Source organism: Vibrio sp. 1167, assembly GCF_033340375.1.
GTDB lineage: Bacteria > Pseudomonadota > Gammaproteobacteria > Enterobacterales > Vibrionaceae > Vibrio > Vibrio alginolyticus.
This window is the reverse complement of sequence record NZ_JAWOWK010000016.1, coordinates 1-17,307: the sequence shown is the minus strand read 5'-3', so window position 1 is coordinate 17,307 and position 17,307 is coordinate 1. Positions and strand designations below refer to the sequence as shown.

The 17,307-nt window shown below is 47.4% G+C and carries 20 protein-coding genes; 10 read left to right on the top strand and 10 right to left on the bottom strand.

All coding sequences use genetic code 11. The annotated features are described in order from the left end of the window. Positions 1–124: 124 nt before the first annotated feature. On the bottom strand, positions 125–292 hold the full coding sequence (locus tag R7Z78_RS21585) for a hypothetical protein (protein ID WP_005379043.1): 168 nt from the start codon (positions 290–292) through the stop codon (positions 125–127). 296 nt (positions 293–588) lie between these two features. Between R7Z78_RS21585 and R7Z78_RS21580 the strand changes: the two genes are divergently transcribed. Next, the gene (locus R7Z78_RS21580) at positions 589–1,395 is read left to right on the top strand and encodes a sporulation protein (protein WP_005379045.1); all 807 of its coding nucleotides are present in this window, start codon (positions 589–591) and stop codon (positions 1,393–1,395) included. A 70-nt stretch (positions 1,396–1,465) separates the two neighbouring features. Continuing rightward, the gene (gene trhA / locus R7Z78_RS21575) at positions 1,466–2,119 is read left to right on the top strand and encodes a PAQR family membrane homeostasis protein TrhA (protein WP_005379047.1); all 654 of its coding nucleotides are present in this window, start codon (positions 1,466–1,468) and stop codon (positions 2,117–2,119) included. A gap of 33 nt (positions 2,120–2,152) precedes the next feature. Here the strand turns inward: trhA and R7Z78_RS21570 are convergent, their stop codons facing one another. The 6 genes from R7Z78_RS21570 to def form a co-directional block, all read right to left on the bottom strand. After that, positions 2,153–2,737 (bottom strand): DUF3157 family protein, encoded by a 585-nt coding sequence (locus R7Z78_RS21570; protein ID WP_005379050.1) that lies wholly within the window; start codon positions 2,735–2,737, stop codon positions 2,153–2,155. A 26-nt stretch (positions 2,738–2,763) separates the two neighbouring features. Then, positions 2,764–4,209, bottom strand: coding sequence for a TrkH family potassium uptake protein (locus R7Z78_RS21565; protein WP_104975717.1), 1,446 nt, complete (start codon positions 4,207–4,209; stop codon positions 2,764–2,766). Positions 4,210–4,218: 9 nt separating this feature from the next. After that, positions 4,219–5,595, bottom strand: a complete 1,377-nt coding sequence (gene trkA, locus R7Z78_RS21560) for a Trk system potassium transporter TrkA (protein WP_005379062.1) — start codon at positions 5,593–5,595, stop codon at positions 4,219–4,221. A gap of 63 nt (positions 5,596–5,658) precedes the next feature. After that, the gene (gene rsmB / locus R7Z78_RS21555) at positions 5,659–6,942 is read right to left on the bottom strand and encodes a 16S rRNA (cytosine(967)-C(5))-methyltransferase RsmB (protein WP_025628789.1); all 1,284 of its coding nucleotides are present in this window, start codon (positions 6,940–6,942) and stop codon (positions 5,659–5,661) included. Positions 6,943–7,022: 80 nt separating this feature from the next. Further along, positions 7,023–7,970, bottom strand: a complete 948-nt coding sequence (fmt, locus tag R7Z78_RS21550; RefSeq protein WP_017635609.1) for a methionyl-tRNA formyltransferase — start codon at positions 7,968–7,970, stop codon at positions 7,023–7,025. A gap of 33 nt (positions 7,971–8,003) precedes the next feature. After that, the gene (gene def / locus R7Z78_RS21545; RefSeq protein ID WP_005379068.1) at positions 8,004–8,522 is read right to left on the bottom strand and encodes a peptide deformylase; all 519 of its coding nucleotides are present in this window, start codon (positions 8,520–8,522) and stop codon (positions 8,004–8,006) included. A gap of 138 nt (positions 8,523–8,660) precedes the next feature. Here def and R7Z78_RS21540 point away from each other — a divergent pair, with 138 nt between their 5' ends. From R7Z78_RS21540 to R7Z78_RS21525, 4 genes are all read left to right on the top strand, one after another. After that, a complete protein-coding gene (locus R7Z78_RS21540; protein ID WP_017821578.1) occupies positions 8,661–9,755 on the top strand; it encodes a LysM peptidoglycan-binding domain-containing protein in 1,095 nt (364 codons plus the stop codon). Beyond that, positions 9,739–10,848 carry a DNA-processing protein DprA gene (dprA, locus tag R7Z78_RS21535; protein ID WP_104975716.1) on the top strand — a complete coding sequence of 370 codons (1,110 nt, stop codon included), beginning with the start codon at positions 9,739–9,741 and terminating at the stop codon, positions 10,846–10,848. The genes R7Z78_RS21540 and dprA overlap by 17 nt, the downstream gene beginning before the upstream one ends. Before the next feature lie 2 nt (positions 10,849–10,850). Beyond that, complete coding sequence (locus tag R7Z78_RS21530; RefSeq protein WP_005379074.1) at positions 10,851–11,330, top strand: DUF494 family protein; 480 nt, start codon at positions 10,851–10,853, stop codon at positions 11,328–11,330. 76 nt (positions 11,331–11,406) lie between these two features. Next, positions 11,407–11,976 carry a type I DNA topoisomerase gene (locus R7Z78_RS21525; protein WP_104975715.1) on the top strand — a complete coding sequence of 190 codons (570 nt, stop codon included), beginning with the start codon at positions 11,407–11,409 and terminating at the stop codon, positions 11,974–11,976. A 66-nt stretch (positions 11,977–12,042) separates the two neighbouring features. Here R7Z78_RS21525 and R7Z78_RS21520 read toward each other — a convergent pair whose 3' ends face one another. Together R7Z78_RS21520 and purE are read right to left on the bottom strand one after the other, a co-directional pair. Beyond that, positions 12,043–13,176, bottom strand: coding sequence for a 5-(carboxyamino)imidazole ribonucleotide synthase (locus R7Z78_RS21520; protein ID WP_104975714.1), 1,134 nt, complete (start codon positions 13,174–13,176; stop codon positions 12,043–12,045). Between the two features lie 4 nt (positions 13,177–13,180). After that, positions 13,181–13,666 (bottom strand): 5-(carboxyamino)imidazole ribonucleotide mutase, encoded by a 486-nt coding sequence (purE, locus tag R7Z78_RS21515; RefSeq protein WP_005379082.1) that lies wholly within the window; start codon positions 13,664–13,666, stop codon positions 13,181–13,183. Positions 13,667–13,865: 199 nt separating this feature from the next. Between purE and R7Z78_RS21510 the strand changes: the two genes are divergently transcribed. The 4 genes from R7Z78_RS21510 (at position 13,866) to R7Z78_RS21495 (ending at position 16,590) form a co-directional block, all read left to right on the top strand. After that, on the top strand, positions 13,866–14,423 hold the full coding sequence (locus R7Z78_RS21510; RefSeq protein ID WP_005379084.1) for an L-threonylcarbamoyladenylate synthase: 558 nt from the start codon (positions 13,866–13,868) through the stop codon (positions 14,421–14,423). A gap of 47 nt (positions 14,424–14,470) precedes the next feature. Beyond that, positions 14,471–15,388, top strand: a complete 918-nt coding sequence (hemF, locus tag R7Z78_RS21505; protein ID WP_104975713.1) for an oxygen-dependent coproporphyrinogen oxidase — start codon at positions 14,471–14,473, stop codon at positions 15,386–15,388. Between the two features lie 101 nt (positions 15,389–15,489). Continuing rightward, positions 15,490–16,323 carry a shikimate dehydrogenase gene (aroE, locus tag R7Z78_RS21500; protein ID WP_104975712.1) on the top strand — a complete coding sequence of 278 codons (834 nt, stop codon included), beginning with the start codon at positions 15,490–15,492 and terminating at the stop codon, positions 16,321–16,323. Positions 16,324–16,326: 3 nt separating this feature from the next. Next, a complete protein-coding gene (locus tag R7Z78_RS21495) occupies positions 16,327–16,590 on the top strand; it encodes a DUF1488 domain-containing protein (protein WP_005379090.1) in 264 nt (87 codons plus the stop codon). A gap of 7 nt (positions 16,591–16,597) precedes the next feature. Here the strand turns inward: R7Z78_RS21495 and R7Z78_RS21490 are convergent, their stop codons facing one another. Then, the gene (locus R7Z78_RS21490) at positions 16,598–17,146 is read right to left on the bottom strand and encodes a gamma carbonic anhydrase family protein (protein WP_005379096.1); all 549 of its coding nucleotides are present in this window, start codon (positions 17,144–17,146) and stop codon (positions 16,598–16,600) included. Between the last annotated feature and the right edge of the window lie 161 nt (positions 17,147–17,307).

Genomic DNA, 17,307 nt, shown 5'->3' with positions numbered 1-17,307 from the left:
TACCAAATTGCTTTGCTAAGACCAAATAGGAAAAACGATCTCTTTCACTGTAGTTTGTTCTAAGTCTTTGAAGCTTTATGAGTCGCGTGCAAAGAAAAAAGCGCAGCTGGCGCCGCGCTTTTGATTAAGCTGCTTTGATAACTTTGGCCGGAACACTCGACATCATTGCTGTCTTCTCAACCAATGTCATTGCTGGCGCAACTTGCTTTGCCTTTGGTGCAGTAGTAAAGCCACTGCGGCGGCGCATTGCACTAGTATTAGTGTGTGCGAACCTGACTGTTGTTGGGCGCATTAATTTACCTAACTGTCAGGCATATCCATTGCCGATGTAATGGCCTGAATCATTATGAGCTAGGCTCCAACAAGATTGAAGAATCACTCTTCTGGCTCTCGCCAATCCAGTTAATGAGTCAGGAATACCGATATGCATGCATATCAAGTGTAAGATTAGCATCCTTGTAATAATTGGTCGATAGTTGAGCAATTGAATTGTTTAGATTTTGTCATTTTGTCGCGATGTTCGAGGCAATTTTTGTTTGATCCCACGATCAGCAGTAGTAGTATGAGATCTCGATGAAGGAGGTGCCTATGTCATTTTTGAAGAAGACACTTGCCAGTTTTGGGATTGGGAGCGCGAAGGTCGACTCAATCTTAAACCAAGACGTGCTATACCCAGGTCAAAGTGTGGATGTGTCGATCCATGTATATGGTGGTGCGACTGAACAAGCGATCGACAACATTGATTTAAAACTCTGTTGCCGCTACATCGCAGAAGCCCCTGATGACCGTGGTGCGCGAGAAGGACACAGCATGCGCCGAGTACCTCAAACTCATGTGCTTGCTAAGTGGAGTCTCCCTTACGCATTTACCATCCATTCCGGCGAAGAGCGTACCTTCGATGTTAAGCTCGATGTGCCTTGGAACACGCCTGTCACCATTGGTGATGCCAAAGTATGGTTAGAAACTGGCTTAGACGTTGCTGCTGCTTTGGATCCGACTGATAAAGACATCCTCACCGTCCGACCTGATCCACTGATGGATGCGGTACTATCTGCATTTGAAGCGCAAGGTTTACGAATTCGCCAGGTGGAATGCGAGGAAGTGAAAGGATTCGATCTACCATTTGTGCAAGAGTTTGAACTGGTGCCAACCGACGGACCTTACCACGGCGTGTGGCGCGAATTAGAATTTGTTGCCCACCGCAGTGAGCAAGAGCTCAAGTTGTGGTTTGAAGTTGACCGCACACGCAAGGGGCAAGGTGGCATGCTCGCGAGCTTACTGGGTAGTGGCAAACTCAAGCGAGAGCTGACCATTCCTGCCACGACTAAGCCAGATCAAGTTGGCGAACTGGTACTCAATTATCTCGATCAAACTACTGCCGTTCATGAGTCTTAATTTAAGCTTACACGTGTAAGCCTAATGTGCCATACTAGAGCAAATTTCAAACTCTAGTATAGGCGCATTGATGTCCGAGCTGCAGAAACCTCAATACAGTCAACGTGAAGAACTGGCCAATACCATCACCCACGGTATAGGGATGATTTTTGGTATTGTTGGCTTGATACTGCTGTTAGTTAAAGCCATAGACCATCAAGCTGACACTTTAACGCTTACCAGTATGGCGATTTATGGTGCGAGTATTATCGTGCTATTTTTGGCCTCGACGCTCTATCATGCGATCCCTCATCCCAAAGCGAAACGTTGGCTAAAAACCTTCGACCATTGTGCTATTTATCTTTTGATAGCAGGCAGCTATACCCCTTTCTTGTTAGTCAGCTTAAGAACACCTCTAGCATTTGGGTTGATGATCGTTATTTGGAGCATTGCGTTGATCGGCATCATCATGAAAGTTGCGTTCGTCTATCGATTTAAAAAGCTTTCTTTGATGACGTATTTGGTGATGGGATGGTTATCGTTGATTGTGATTTATCAATTAGCTATTAACTTGGATGTCGGCGGACTTACACTGCTTGCCGCTGGTGGAATTGTGTATTCACTGGGGGTGATTTTCTACGTTGCGAAGCGTATTCCCTTTAACCATGCGATTTGGCACGGCTTTGTTTTGGCTGGCTGCGTGTGCCATTTCTTTGCGATTTATTACTTTGTTGAGCCTATCTAGCCGATAGGCTCAACAAAGAATATTAAACACGTATTAGCGAGTTTTTACCTCTAGCACTTTGGCTGAAAACTGGTATTGCTGTGATTGCGGTACAGCCAATTTAATGCTCTTACCTTGTTCCGCTTGCTGTGGTCGCAGGTAGGTATCCGCCATGCGCTTGATGGATTGCCAAACAGTCACGTTTTCTTTTGCCAGTTGCTGACCAGACATATCAAACACTTGCACCTCAACTTCCACTTGAATGACAGATTGAGAGCTTTGGTTAGTGATTGATGTAGGCAAAATAAGCTCACCGCTTTGATAGCTTGCTGAACCAATCAATACATCCACACCTGAATCTGATAGCTGCATGGTTGGCTTTTTGGCGTTTACCACCACGGTCGTGCCAACGGTTTTCGTTACCACTGGAATTGTCGCAATCGCAGGAGCTGCGATTGTTTCAACTACGCTTGCTGTTGTTTGTGTCTCCGTCGCTTGCTGCGCCGGTTTTTTCATGACGTATTCCCAGGTAAAGTCATCGTTCAACTTCACTTCTCGACCATCGGCTAAAGTGATGACCTCGGCGGCGTATGTGGATGAGGCGGCAAGTAGGGTCGCCAGAGTAATCCATGTTTTCATTGTTATACCTTTTAATTAGAGTCTGCTTAGCGGCGCCAAAACGCAGGAAAGAACAGTACAAGAATAGTCAGAATTTCCAAGCGGCCCATTAACATCCCAAAGCTTAAGAGCCATTTGGCAGTATCGGGCAGAGGCGCGAAGTTGCCTGTCGGGCCAATCACACTGCCCATACCAGGGCCAACATTGGCAACGGCGGTGATTGAGCCAGAAATACTGGTCACAGGGTCGAGGCCTAGTGCACTTAAACAACCCGCGATAAAGATAATAGTGATAAAAAACATCAAGCCAAATGCCACCACTGAGCGAACAATATCATCATTCACCGGTCGCTGGTTATAACGCTGTACAAACACTCCTGAAGGGTGAATCAACTTCATCATTTGTTTGTTTAGCAGCGTCATTGCAATTTGGAAGCGGAAGATTTTGATCCCGCCAGACGTTGAGCCTGAGCATGCCCCCGCCATCATTAAGAATGCGAAAAGAGTGGTGGGTAATGCGCCCCATGCGGTGAAGTCTTCTAAGCCAAAGCCAGTTGTGGTGACGACAGAGACAATATTAAACATCGACACTCGCAGGGCATCCAAAATGGTGTACCCATCTCGAATCACTAACCAAGCTGAAATCACTAAGCTTGAGAATACGAACAGGTACGAAAATCCTCTAACTTGAGCGTCGTTAACCAACACATCAATACGGCGTTTACGTAACGCGGCGATAAAGAGCAAAAACGGCAAACCACCTAAGAACATAAAGGTAGTGGCCACCCAATGTGCGCCATTAGAGAAGTGGTTCATTGACCCATCAGATGTAGAGTATCCACCCGTCGATAGCGTAGTAAAGGCATGGTTGATTGCTTCGAACAGGTTCATGCCGGTGATCAAGTAGCCCAAAATACATAGGCCCGTTAGCATTAAATATACCGCTACGATGTTTTTGGCGACCGTTTTCGCTCTTGGACTACTTTTATCCGACCAATCTGATGATTCGGTTTGGAATAGCTTCATACCACCGACATTCAGCATAGGTAACACTGCTACCGCCATCACGATAAAACCAATGCCACCAAGCCATTGTAAAATAGAGCGCCACAGCAATATGCTCGGCGCCATGTTGTCTAGGCCACTGAGCACCGTTGAGCCCGTCGTGGTGATACCCGACATCGTTTCGAAGTAGGCGTCGGTGAAGCTGATGTGGTTGATAAACACAAATGGCAAGGCGGCAAACGCACTCGCGATGGTCCAAACCAAACTGGTGATGAGGAACATATCGCGTACGCTGAGTTTGAACTTGGCGGTTCGACCTATCGTTAGGCAGATGAAGGCGGCAAGGTGCGTGATCACAACGGCTTGGGCGAAATCGAGGAATCCCCCCGTACCGGTAAAGAAAGCGACCAAAGTCGGCACGTACATAAACAGGGCCAGTTTGGATAAAACCAGCCCAATAACAAACAGTACGGGACGTAAGTTGACCATAGGAAAATCCTAGAGGAAGAATGGACTCGGCTGGAATAGCGCTTCGACGTCTGATACGTATTTTTTGTTGACCAGGAACATCACCACATGGTCATCCTGCTCGATGACCGTACGGTCGTGGGCAATAAGAACTTCTTCGCCACGAACGATAGCACCAATGGTGGTCCCAGGTGGAAGCTTTATATCTCCAATCGCACGTCCAACCACTTTAGATGTACTTTCATCACCGTGAGCGACGGCTTCAATCGCTTCCGCAGCGCCGCGGCGAAGTGAGGATACGTTTACGATATCAGCGCGACGAACGTGCGTTAGCAAGGCTGAAATAGTGGCTTGCTGAGGTGAGATTGCTACATCAATTACGCCGCCTTGTACCAGGTCTACATAAGCGCCACGTTGGATCAGCACCATCACTTTTTTAGCGCCCATGCGTTTTGCCAACATTGCAGACATGATGTTGGTTTCATCTTCGTTGGTCAGCGCGATGAAGACGTCGACTTGGTCGATGTTCTCTTCCGAGAGAAGCTCTTGGTCTGCCGCATCACCGCAGAACACGATGGTGTTTTCTAGTTGCTCAGAGAGCTTTTCTGCACGCTGGTAGTTACGCTCAATCAGCTTCACGCTGTAAGTTTGCTCTAGGCGTTTAGCCAAGCTTGCGCCGATGTTACCCCCGCCAACAATCATGATGCGGCGGTACGGTTTTTCTAGGCGCTGAAGCTCACTCATCACTGAGCGAATATGATTACTTGCTGCAACGAAGAACACTTCATCGTCGGCTTCAATGATGGTGGTACCTTGTGGGCGAATCGGACGGCCTTGACGGAAAATAGCCGCCACACGGGTATCGATGTGCGGCATGTGCTCACGCAAAGCAGACAGCGCATTACCCACCAGCGGGCCACCATAGTAGGCTTTCACCGCCACTAGGCTGACTTTCTGTTCAGCAAAGCTCACCACTTGCAGCGCGCCTGGGTATTGGATCAGACGTTCGATGTAGCTCGTAACGAGTTCTTCTGGTGCGATAAGGTGATCAACAGGAATAGCGCCAGATTTAAACAGGGCTTCTTTTTCTGCCAAGTATTCTGGAGAGCGAATACGCGCAACGCGGTTTGGGGTATTGAATAGAGTGAACGCGACCTGACAGGCGGCCATGTTGGTTTCATCAGTGTTGGTTACTGCGACGAGCATATCGGCGTCTTGCGCGCCAGCTTCGTGCAGCACGTCTGGGTGGCTCGCATGGCCATTGACCACACGCAGGTCGTATTTGTCCTGCAATTCACGCAGTCGGTCGGCATTGTTGTCGACGATGGTGATGTCGTTGTTTTCACCCACTAGGTTTTCTGCCAGTGTGCCGCCAACCTGACCTGCACCAAGAATAATGATCTTCATACTCTTTTCTCGTATCTGAAAAAGGCGATTGAAATCACTCCAATCGCCCTATTTAGCATGCTGTTACGCGTGTGTTTTAGTTAGCACTGCGTAGTAGAAACCATCCATATCTTCTTCGCCTGGTAGAATTTGACGACCAGGCTGGTCGGGATCAGAATCCAGCAGTTGCGCATCCGCGGTACGTGCTAAAAACGCTTTTACTTGCTCCACGTTTTCTTGCGGTGTGATTGAACAAGTCGCGTAAACCATGGTGCCGCCGGGTTTCAGTTGCGTCCACATGGCATCAAAAATTTCACTCTGTAGCTCTGCTAATGCGGCGATGTCGTCTGCACGACGTAGCCATTTGATGTCTGGGTGACGACGAATCACGCCAGTCGCAGAACATGGGGCATCCAGCAAAATGCGATCAAATTGCTCGCCTTGCCACCATTCTTGTGGATTACGCGCATCACCGCAAACCACTTTTGCCTGAAGGTTGAGACGCTTCAGGTTTTCATGCACACGTTTCAAGCGTGTGTCGTCGCAGTCAATCGCGACCACTTCACTGCCCGACGTGCGCTCTAGAATGTGCGCCGTCTTGCCACCTGGCGCTGCACAGCAATCTAAAATCAGTTCGCCGTCTTGTGGTTTTAGGTAGTTGATCGAGAGCTGCGCCGCCGCATCTTGGACCGAAACCCAACCTTTTTCAAAACCAGGTAGCTTCATCACATCACATGGTGCGGCCAATTTTATGGCGTCCATTGCTTCTGTGTGTGGCGTGCTATCAATGTTTTCATTTTTGAGCAGCGCAAGGTATTCATCACGAGTGTGGTGTTGATGGTTCACACGCAGCCACATTGGTGCTTTTTGGTTGTTCGCTTCAACAATGCTTTCCCATTGCTGTGGGTAGGCCTCTTGCAGCAGTTTTAGTAACCAGCTTGGGTGACCGTACTTGCCAGCGTTGTTGCTGACGGCCATTTGGTCGAGTTCTTCTTGGTTGCGCTGGTAGTTACGCAATACAGCGTTAATCAAACCACGCAGACGAGGACCTTTCAGCTCTTTAGTGCCTTCAACCGTTTCACCAACTGCTGCGTGCGCAGGAATACGCATGAAGCTCAGTTGGTAAATACCAACCAGAATTAGGTGATGGAATACACGTTGTTTGCCTTTGAGGGGCTTATCCATCAACTGGTTTGCGATCATTTCTAGGCGAGGGAGGTAACGTAGCGCACCGTAACAGATCTCTTGTAGCAGAGCGTGGTCACGAGGTCGTACCGTTTGTTGAGCCGCTGGAAGAGCGCTTGAAAGTGAGTGGCCCTTGTCGACGACAAGATACAGGACGTTAGCAGCCGCAGCGCGAACATTCATGATGAGTACCTTAAAGTAAAGGAGGGCATCTCTGCCCTCTAAAAGTTCGTATTATTGGGGATGATAACCCCTAATATGGCTTAAACCAGCAGAGTGCCCACTTCAAACCAAGCCGCACGCGAATTCAGAATATCCTGAACTGACATGGCTTTTTTGCCAGGAACTTGCAGTTGCTCTAGCACCAGTACGCCGTTGCCTGTCGCAACATAAATACCGGTTTTATCTGCTTGCACGATGGTGCCGGCTGGCTTGTCACTGGTTTGCTCTGCGACACGGCTTTGCCATACTTTGATGCTGTTTTCTGCCGCCTCAAAGTGGCTCATTGGCCATGGGTTAAATGCACGAACGCAGCGCTCAATGTGCGCCGCATCGTCGTTCCAGTTGATGCGTGCTTCTTCTTTGCTGAGCTTTTTCGCATAGTTCGCTAGCTCATCGTCTTGCTTCACTGGCACTGCTTTACCCGCAGCAATGTCTACTAGGCAGTCAATCAGGGCTTCTGGACCAAGCTCAGCCAATTTTTCGTACATTGAAGCGCTGGTATCTGTCGCTTCGATTGGCAGAGTTGCAATCTTCAGCATATCACCAGTGTCGAGACCGATGTCCATCTGCATGATGGTCACGCCAGTTTCTGCATCGCCCGCCCAAATAGAGCGTTGGATTGGAGCCGCACCACGCCAACGAGGTAGGATAGAACCATGTACGTTGATACAACCCAGTTTAGGGGTATCAAGAACCGCTTGTGGCAGCAGCATACCGTACGCCACGACAACCATGAGGTCGGCGTTCAGATCGGCAAGTTCTTGTTTCGCTTCGTCGGACTTAAAGCTTTCAGGTTGGTAAACCGGGATATTGTGTTCTAGCGCCAGTTGTTTTACCGGTGGCGCAGCCATTTTTTTGCCACGACCCGCTGGACGATCTGGGTTTGTGTAAACCGCGATGACTTCATGCTCCGAAGACAACAACGCCGCCAAGTGACGGGCGGCGAAATCCGGAGTACCTGCAAAGACAATTCGTAAAGACTGACTCAAGGTAGACTTCCTTCTAATTGGTATGGTTCGAGATTAAGCGTTTTGCTGCTTCTCGTTAAAGCGTTTGATTTTCGCTAGCTTGTCCTGAATGCGTTTGCGTTTCAGTGGCGATAGGTAATCCACGAACAGCTTACCTTGTAAGTGATCAAGCTCGTGTTGAACACAAATCGCTAGCAGGTCGTCGGCTTCAAAGGTGAACTCTTTGCCATCACGATCCAGTGCTTTAACGGTAACTTCTGCAGCGCGAGGCACAAGTGCGCGCGCACCTGGTACCGACAGACAGCCTTCTTCGATGCCATCTTCGCCACGCTTTTCCAGAATCTCAGGGTTGATTAGCACCATCGGCTCATCGCGAGTTTCTGAAATATCAATCACTACGATACGTTTGTGGATATCAACCTGCGTTGCAGCAAGGCCAATACCTTCTTCGTCGTACATGGTTTCAATCATGTCATCGACGATTTTTTGAATCTCAGGTGTCACCGCTTCAACAGGCTTTGCGACTGTGCGCAGGCGATCATCCGGGAATGTTAATACTTGTAATACAGACATATTCACTCGAAATATTGAACTGTGCCGAAACAGCACAAACCTTGTTGGCTCAATTCTAGACATTTTATAGCCTAAATGACAGCATCCTTGCACCAATTTCCATTCTGGTTCCTGCTTAATAGACCAAGGACGAGGGTCATGAATCGAATTTTCCGCAACGTTGCCAGTGTTACGTTGCCGTTACTTTTCTCTTTCAACGCTGTAGCAAATGTGGATGCGAACCCACTGACTGTTAAAGATGATGCGCCACAAACATATGTAGTTGTGAAGGGCGATACGCTATGGGATATTTCGGCCATGTACTTAGATAGCCCGTGGTTGTGGCCTCGTTTATGGCAAGTAAACCCGGAAATCGATAACCCTCATTTAATTTATCCCGGTGACAAGCTGTCTTTGGTGTGGATTAACGGTCAGCCCGTGTTGAGCCTAAAACCGGTTAAGAAGCTGAGCCCGAAAGCACGTATCACGGAAAAGAAAGCGGTACCAACGGTCGCGGAAGGTTTGGTGATGCCTTACCTTAAATCGGATCGGTTGCTAGATAAAGATTCGTTGAACAGAGCAGCAAAAGTGATGGGTAGCAGCAAAGGCAGTAAGTATCTGACTGCAGAAGATGTGCTGTATATCAATGGCAATCAGACCGCGACAGGTTGGGCTATTTACCGACCAGTAGCTACCTTTTCGCGTGACGATGTGTCCGAAGAGATTACCGCGCTGCGTTTGATTGCCAAAGGCGAGCTCGTTGAAGCTTCGAGTGATTATTCAGGTTTGAAGCTTACATCGCAAATGCAAGAAATCCTACGTAACGATATCGCGTTGCCAAATCAATCGGTTGAGAATACTGACTTCACGACTACGTTCTATCCGCTGCCGTCGCCACAAGGCAGTTCTGCAAAGTTGCTAGGTAATATCGAAGGTATTCGCTTTAGTTCAACTAACCAAGTCGTGGTGATTGATAAAGGCACGTCAGACAATCTCAAGCAAGGCAGTGTGTTTGATTTAAAAGAAGACGCGCACCCAGTTTACAAAGACGGCGATGAGTTCAAGAAAGAGTTTGGCGTGCTTGATAAGAAAATTACTTTGCCTCAAAGCAAAGTTGGTGAGTTGCTGGTCATTCGTCCTTATGAGTACTTTAGCTTGGCACTGATCACTAACAGTACGAAACCCATTAACCAAGATATTTCGGTGGTGTCACCGTTGGCGGACGAATTAACCATCGATGAATCGACGAAATAACGATGATCTCGCTGCCTGGTTAAAACTGAGTTGTTTGCCAGGCATTGGCGGCGTCAAAATGAATAAGCTACTGGCAAGAGACACGCCACGTAACATCGTAAACTTCTCTCCTGAACAGCTACAACAACTTGGGTTAACAACTAAGCAAATTCAAGCTTGGGCTTCAACAGATAAAGAAGTCGATGCTTGTTTAAGCTGGCTTGAGGCTTCTACAAATCATCATATCCTGACACTGACTGACCCGTGTTATCCACCTCAGCTCAAACAAATCGTTGCACCGCCACCTCTACTTTTTGTTCAAGGAGACCCTACTTGTCTTTCTCAGCCACAAATCGCGATGGTTGGAAGTCGAAATGCGAGTATTGATGGATTACAGCATGCACGTCAGTTTGCTGCAGAGTTTGTTCAGCACGATTTTATTGTCACCAGTGGTCTCGCTTTAGGCATTGATGGTCATGCGCATGATGGTGCGTTGCAAGCGGGTGGTAAGACGATTGCGGTGCTAGGATCTGGCTTAGAAAATATTTATCCGGCACGTCATCGTGGTTTAGCGCAACGTGTTATTGAACATGGGGCTTTGGTGTCTGAGTTTCGGCCTAATGCCAAGCCGCGCCCAGAAAACTTCCCGCGTCGTAATCGTATTATTAGTGGATTATCGCTTGGTGTACTGGTCGTCGAGGCGGCGAAAAAGAGCGGCTCGTTAATTACAGCTCGTTACGCGCTTGAGCAAGGTCGAGAAGTATTTGCGCTGCCAGCGTCAATCAATGCCCCCCATGCCTGCGGTGGAAACCAGTTGATACGTCATGGCGCTTGCCTCGTAGAAAAGACGAAAGATGTCTTAGATGAAATACAGTCCTTGCTTGATTGGTCTATTAATCAGAGTACCGATTTATTTTCTACGTTAAATGATGAAGAAGAATTGCCATTTCCTCAGCTGTTAGCTAACGTAGGAAGTGAAGCTACACCGGTTGATATTCTTGCAAACAGGACCAATATACCTGTCCAAGAAGTCATGATGCAGCTCTTAGAGTTAGAACTCTCTGGGCATGTCGTTGCGGTTTCAGGTGGCTATATTCGAAAGGGGAGGGGCTAGCTATGATGATGGATATACTGATGTATCTATTCGAAACCTACATCCATAGCGATGCAGAGTTACAGGTCGAACAAGACGAGTTGGAAGAAGAGTTGCTTCGTGCAGGCTTCCAACAAAAAGATATCTACAAAGCCCTTGTCTGGTTAGAAGAGCTTGCCGCATTGCAGCAAAGTGACACCTCTTCTGCAATCTCGACTTGCATGGCTTCGTCATCAACTCGTATCTACACAGCGAAAGAGATGCAGCGTTTAGATTTGGAATGCCGAGGATTTCTATTGTTTCTCGAGCAAATCAATGTGTTAACCACAGAAACTCGCGAAATGGTGATTGACCGAGTGATGGGATTAGAAACGAGTGAGTTTGAGCTTGAAGACCTCAAATGGATCATTCTGATGGTGCTGTTTAATGTGCCTGGCAACGAAAACGCTTACACGCTAATGGAAGAGCTGTTGTACACCAAGGAACAAGGGATTCTTCACTAACCATCTGGGCAAGTTCGAGTTTAGCTAGAATAAACGCGAGCTTGTCTTTTTGTGTGTTTTTCACGAAACGGTAAGTATGAGTAGTAAAATCGACAACACCCTTTTCTCTGCCCATGAACACGCTTTGGAACAGGAGCCGTGTCCAAAATGTGGTGGTGAGCTAGCTCTCAAGCACGGAAAACATGGCCCATTTCTCGGCTGTAACCATTACCCAAGCTGTGATTATATTAAACCGCTACACAGCAATGATGGGCACATCGTGAAAGAGTTGGGTGTGCCTTGTCCTGAGTGTGGCAATGAGTTGGTACTCCGCCAAGGGCGCTACGGCATGTTTGTCGGTTGTAGTAACTACCCGGCTTGTCATCATATTGAGTCGATTAATCAACCAGAGCCAGAGGCGCAGTCACAAGAGCAACACGCTTGCCCTGAATGTGGCAAAGGACATTTGGTTGAGCGTAAAACCCGATTTGGCAAAACATTCTACGCGTGTGATAACTACCCTAAATGCAAATTTGCTGTGAACCTTGCTCCGGTCAAGGGGCGATGCGAAGAGTGTGGTTTTACTCTGTTGGTGGAGAAGAAACTCGCCAGTGGTGTGAAATTGCAATGTGCCAACCGTAAGTGCCAGCACACCCAACAAGGGTAAATACATCAAAGGAATTAAAAAGGGTCGCATCGTGCGACCCTTTTTTTATTTTTTTGCTGCCAAACGTTAGTGTTGAGGCTGTTTAGCGAACGCTTGCACGGCTGGGAAAGCTATTGGGTCTAAGATGTCTGCCAGAGCGCACAACCTACGGTGCAATTCTCCTGGGTAGTCGCCACACACGTTGATGTGTCCCATCTTGCGACCTGCACGTTTCTCTTTGCCATACCAATGAAGGTGGCAACCATCCATTGATAACAATGCTTCTGGTAGTGTGTCTTCACCAAGAATATTAATCATTGAGGTTTCACGAACCAATTTCGTACTACCTAATGGCAAGCCGCACACTGCGCGCAGATGGTTTTCAAACTGACACGTTTCTGCACCTTGCTGTGTCCAGTGACCAGAGTTGTGCACGCGTGGAGCAATCTCATTCACTAAAAGTGCCCCATCGACATCAAAGAACTCAAGCGCTAATACGCCAACGTAATCTAGGCTATCTGCGACTGCCGTGAACATTTGCTTTGCTTGTTCCTGTAACCCTGGCGCATCAATCGCAGTAGAAAGGCTCAATACACCGTTGGTGTGGACGTTCTCTGCCAGAGGATACACTTCCACACTGCCATCTTTGCTTCGAGCACCAACCAGTGATACTTCGCGGTTAAAAGGAACAAACTCTTCAGCAACAATCGCTTGAGTTGGTGTTGCCGCGATGCACTCTGCCATCTCAGTCCAAATGTCGTCGACTTGAGAAGCTTCTTTTAAGCGCCATTGGCCTTTACCATCGTAACCACCTAATGCACTTTTCAGAACCATTGGCATACCAACGTGTTCAATTGCGCGCTCAAAGTCTTCACGAGTTTCAATGACGTAGTATTTCGCGTTGCGCACGCCAGCATCATCAAGCAGTGCTTTTTCAATACGGCGATCACCACCTGCTTTGATGGCTTGCGTACTTGGTAGGAACTTGCCGCTCGCTTCGCAAACCTTGAGCACGTCATGTGGAATATGCTCGAACTCGGCAGTAATCACGTCAACTTGCGTAATCGCATTTTCCAAGCCATGGCCAAGTACCTGTTGAGTTAAAGGGTGAACGACATCACCGCTGCTGACATCGTAAGCTGAAATTTGAATATTCAGTGGCGCACCAGCCAGAGACATCATACGAGCCAACTGACCCGCACCAAGAACCAGTACATGCATCTGATTAATCCTCTGCAGGGTTTGGATTTGCGAGAACTGTTTCCGTTTGCTCATTACGGAATGCTTCTACCTTCGCCATGATGTTTTCATCATGAGTGCCTAGGATTTGCGCTGCTAGGATACCGGCGTTTGCTGCGCCCGCTTCGCCAATCGCCAATGTACCAACCGCAATTCCCTTTGGCATCTGTACAATAGAAAGCAGTGAATCCATACCTTTCAGTGCACGAGACTGAACGGGAACCCCAAGCACTGGCAAACTAGTAAACGCCGCCGCCATACCTGGTAGGTGGGCTGCACCACCTGCGCCTGCGATGATAACTTTGATGCCGCGTTCTTTTGCGCCACTGGCGTAGTCAGCCAGTAATTGAGGAGTTCGGTGTGCTGACACTACTTTTGTTTCGTAAGGCACGCCAAATTGGTCTAGCATGTCCGCTGCTAGTTTCATGGTTGGCCAATCGGATTTAGAACCCATGATGATACCGACTTTCATCTCAAACTCCTTTAAGCTGCAAAAATTAGGTGAGCTATAAATTTGTGCGCATTATACGGGGATTTTTATCTCAAGCAAACGTTTGCGTCTTGTTGTTGGCGCTATTGATACATTTTATAAAAAAATTGCTTTAGTGTCTGAGAATGAATATTTGTACACTTAGTGAAAACAACACAGTCAAACAAATAGGAAGTAATCGGTGGATAACTTTGAACAAGTGCTCAACGCACTCAAGCAAGGCGAAGTGATTGCCTATCCAACAGAAGGGGTTTTTGGTGTCGGATGTGATCCAGATAACCCAGAAGCAATTCAAAAGCTATTAGAGCTCAAGCAGCGTCCGGTAGAAAAAGGGCTGATTCTCATCGCGGCAAGTTATGATCAGCTCTTGCCTTATATTGATGAATCTCAGTTGACTGAAGAACAATTACAGACTGTTCATGCCACTTGGCCAGGCCCATACACTTGGATCATGCCAGCGAGCGATAAAGTATCCAACTGGGTTTCAGGGCAGTTTGATTCAATTGCGGTTCGTGTGACTGATCATCCTTTGGTGCAAAAAATGTGTAATGCATTCGGAAAGCCGTTAACCTCTACCAGCGCGAATCTTTCCGGCTTACCACCGTGTATGACCACGGAAGAAGTCGAAGAGCAGTTGGGTGATAAGCTGGTCGCCATTCTTCGTGGCGAGACCAGCGGTCGTGATAAACCCAGCGAGATTCGTGACGCCAAAACTTCACAAATATTAAGACAGGGTTAACCCTGCTAGCCAGCCATCATTAGGTTTCACGTAATAGGTAATAACGTATGTCAGCGATCGATAAGCACGCCGTAAAGCAGTTCTTGATGTCACTTCAGGACTCCATTTGTCAGCAGTTAGAACAAGAAGATGGAAAGGCCGTCTTTGTCGAGGATGCATGGCATCGTGAACCGGGCGAACGTCTTGGTGGCGGTGGGCGCTCACGTGTTATGCGTGATGGCCTTGTTTTCGAGCAGGGAGGCGTGAACTTCTCGCATGTGGAAGGGAAAGAAATGCCAGCATCTGCGACAGCGCATCGTCCAGAGCTAGCGGGTCGTCGTTTTGAAGCGATGGGTGTTTCTTTGGTTATTCACCCTAAAAACCCTTATGTACCGACTTCACACGCCAATGTCCGCTTCTTTATTGCAGAAAAAGATGGCGAAGACCCAATTTGGTGGTTTGGTGGTGGTTTTGACCTAACGCCGTTCTATCCATTTGAAGAAGATTGCCAATCATGGCACGACACTGCAAAACTGCTTTGTGCGCCATTTGGTGACGATGTTTACCAAGAGCATAAAGCATGGTGTGACAAATACTTCTTCCTACCACATCGTAATGAAACTCGCGGTGTTGGCGGTTTGTTCTTTGATGATCTAAACCAGTGGGAATTTGATAAGTGTTTTGCTTACATCAAAGCTGTCGGTGAAGGCTATTGCCAGGCTTATTTGCCGATCGTTTCTCGTCGTAAAGAGATCGAGTATGGTGAGCGTGAGCGTGAATTCCAACTATATCGTCGCGGCCGTTACGTAGAGTTCAACTTAGTGTATGACCGTGGCACCTTATTTGGTTTACAAACCGGTGGGCGTACTGAGTCGATTCTGATGTCAATGCCGCCGCTCGCTCGCTGGGAGTACTGCTACGAGCCAGAAGCGGGATCGCCAGAAGCTGAGCTTTACGAGCGATACCTAACGCCCCGAGAGTGGTAAGCACGGAATCTCCTTTTCTATATAGATAGATAGTGATAGGGTCATCTGTAATCAGGTGGCCCTGTTTTCTCTATATCTAAGTAAGGAACAAAGGTAAGGAAATGACCCAGCAAATCGATCGCTATGCCGTGTTTGGTAATCCTATCGGACACAGTAAGTCGCCATTCATTCACACCTTGTTTGCTCGTCAAACTAATCAATCTTTGGTGTATACCGCAGAAAGTGCACCTGTTGATGGTTTTATTGACGCGGCGAAGGTGTTTTTTGCTGAAGGTGGCAAGGGGTGCAACATCACTATGCCATTTAAAGAAGATGCTTATCAATTTGCTAGTCGATTGACAGAACGGGCTCAGTTAGCAGGCGCGGTAAATACCCTCAAGAAGTTAGACGATGGTGAAATCATCGGTGACAACACTGATGGTGCAGGTTTAGTGCAAGATCTGATTCAGCATCAGGTTGTATTGGAAGGTGCGCGAATCCTAATTATTGGTGCTGGTGGTGCAGCTCGTGGTGTTATTAAGCCACTACTCGATCAAAAGCCGACCTCTTTAACCATTACCAACCGTACCTTTAGTAAAGCACAAGAGCTCGCAGAGCTGTTTGTCTCTCACGGTCCTATCCTCGCCAAAGAGATGGCAAGTATTGATGAAGAGTATGATGTCATCATTAACTCCACATCCGCTTCTCTTAGTGGTGAACTACCGACTATTTCATCCTCCATCTTTGCCGCTAACAGTACAAGCTATGACATGATTTATGGCAAAGGGGTGACGAGCTTTAACTTATGGGCAAAAGAGAATGGTGCCGCTCATGCGTATGACGGTCTTGGAATGTTAGTTGGGCAGGCTGCGGAAAGCTTTATGCTCTGGCGTGGCTTACGTCCTGGTGCCAAACAAGTTCTCAGAGAACTAAGAAAGAACCTTGAAGGTCAATAAGCGATGAATCAATCCATCTTATTCCCAGATATTCAATCATGGGATGAAGTATCACAATCGGTAAACTTTTCGGCGCAACAATCAGGCGCACTAATAGAGTGCTTTGTGACGAAACAAAAGCTAGAAAAGCTCAGTGGTTCACTGATTGAAACTGAGCAAGCGGCAATTAAAGTGTTTACTGATTACCGATTCGACCTAGAAGAAATGGCTGAAGAGCTAATAGAAGATGAAGCCTTCAACGAAGAAGGCCATATCATCATCGGTTAACAGGGCTTTAGTTCAAGTCTTTTACTTCATTTAAGTAGTCGTTTTTGTTCTGCACATAGTTGTTGGCAGACTTTTGCAAGAAAGCTCGTTCTTTTTCTGATAGAGGGCGAGCTTGCTTTACTGGGCTTCCAACATATAAGTAGCCACTTTCTAATACTTTCCCTGGTGGCACTAAACTGCCTGCTCCGATCATCACCTCTGACTCAATTACAACAGCATCTAAAACAATAGCTCCCATACCAACCAAAACACGATCGTGGATCTCACAACCGTGCAGCATCACTTTGTGGCCAATCGTAACGTCATTACCAATAATCAATGGGTAGCCGTTTGGGTTTTCAGCGTTCTTATGGGTGACATGCAAAACACTGCCATCTTGAATATTCGTTCGATCACCAATGTGAATGTGGTTTACATCGCCTCGCGCTGCTACCAATGGCCAAATGCTAGAATCATCGCCAATTCGGATATCACCGACTAAAACAGAGGTTGGGTCAACGTAAACACGCTCACCAAGTTCAGGCTTTATACCTTTGTAGCTTCTCATTGAGCTCACCTTTTTTCCTTATTCAGGGCGATTACAGGGTGTATGGAGGTAGAATAGTAGTGAAAACTCGCCTTTTAGAATAAAAAACACCCAAACGATAAAAAAATCAAAAAAAACGAGAAAAAGGGCTTGCCAATGTGATCGCAATCTCTATAATGCCACCTCGCTGA

Excerpts from the sequence above, each read along its gene's own strand:
- aroE (WP_104975712.1), top strand. The coding sequence starts at position 15,490 with ATGACCCAGCAAATCGATCGCTATGCCGTGTTTGGTAATCCTATCGGA.
- R7Z78_RS21565 (WP_104975717.1), bottom strand. The coding sequence starts at position 4,209 with ATGGTCAACTTACGTCCCGTACTGTTTGTTATTGGGCTGGTTTTATCC.
- R7Z78_RS21570 (WP_005379050.1), bottom strand. The coding sequence starts at position 2,737 with ATGAAAACATGGATTACTCTGGCGACCCTACTTGCCGCCTCATCCACA.
- dprA (WP_104975716.1), top strand. The coding sequence starts at position 9,739 with ATGAATCGACGAAATAACGATGATCTCGCTGCCTGGTTAAAACTGAGT.
- purE (WP_005379082.1), bottom strand. The coding sequence starts at position 13,666 with ATGAAAGTCGGTATCATCATGGGTTCTAAATCCGATTGGCCAACCATG.
- def (WP_005379068.1), bottom strand. The coding sequence starts at position 8,522 with ATGTCTGTATTACAAGTATTAACATTCCCGGATGATCGCCTGCGCACA.
- R7Z78_RS21585 (WP_005379043.1), bottom strand. The coding sequence starts at position 292 with ATGCGCCCAACAACAGTCAGGTTCGCACACACTAATACTAGTGCAATG.
- R7Z78_RS21540 (WP_017821578.1), top strand. The coding sequence starts at position 8,661 with ATGAATCGAATTTTCCGCAACGTTGCCAGTGTTACGTTGCCGTTACTT.
- R7Z78_RS21580 (WP_005379045.1), top strand. The coding sequence starts at position 589 with ATGTCATTTTTGAAGAAGACACTTGCCAGTTTTGGGATTGGGAGCGCG.
- R7Z78_RS21520 (WP_104975714.1), bottom strand. The coding sequence starts at position 13,176 with ATGCATGTACTGGTTCTTGGTGCGGGTCAGTTGGCTCGTATGATGTCT.
- hemF (WP_104975713.1), top strand. The coding sequence starts at position 14,471 with ATGTCAGCGATCGATAAGCACGCCGTAAAGCAGTTCTTGATGTCACTT.
- R7Z78_RS21495 (WP_005379090.1), top strand. The coding sequence starts at position 16,327 with ATGAATCAATCCATCTTATTCCCAGATATTCAATCATGGGATGAAGTA.
- trkA (WP_005379062.1), bottom strand. The coding sequence starts at position 5,595 with ATGAAGATCATTATTCTTGGTGCAGGTCAGGTTGGCGGCACACTGGCA.
- rsmB (WP_025628789.1), bottom strand. The coding sequence starts at position 6,942 with ATGAATGTTCGCGCTGCGGCTGCTAACGTCCTGTATCTTGTCGTCGAC.
- trhA (WP_005379047.1), top strand. The coding sequence starts at position 1,466 with ATGTCCGAGCTGCAGAAACCTCAATACAGTCAACGTGAAGAACTGGCC.
- R7Z78_RS21530 (WP_005379074.1), top strand. The coding sequence starts at position 10,851 with ATGATGATGGATATACTGATGTATCTATTCGAAACCTACATCCATAGC.
- R7Z78_RS21525 (WP_104975715.1), top strand. The coding sequence starts at position 11,407 with ATGAGTAGTAAAATCGACAACACCCTTTTCTCTGCCCATGAACACGCT.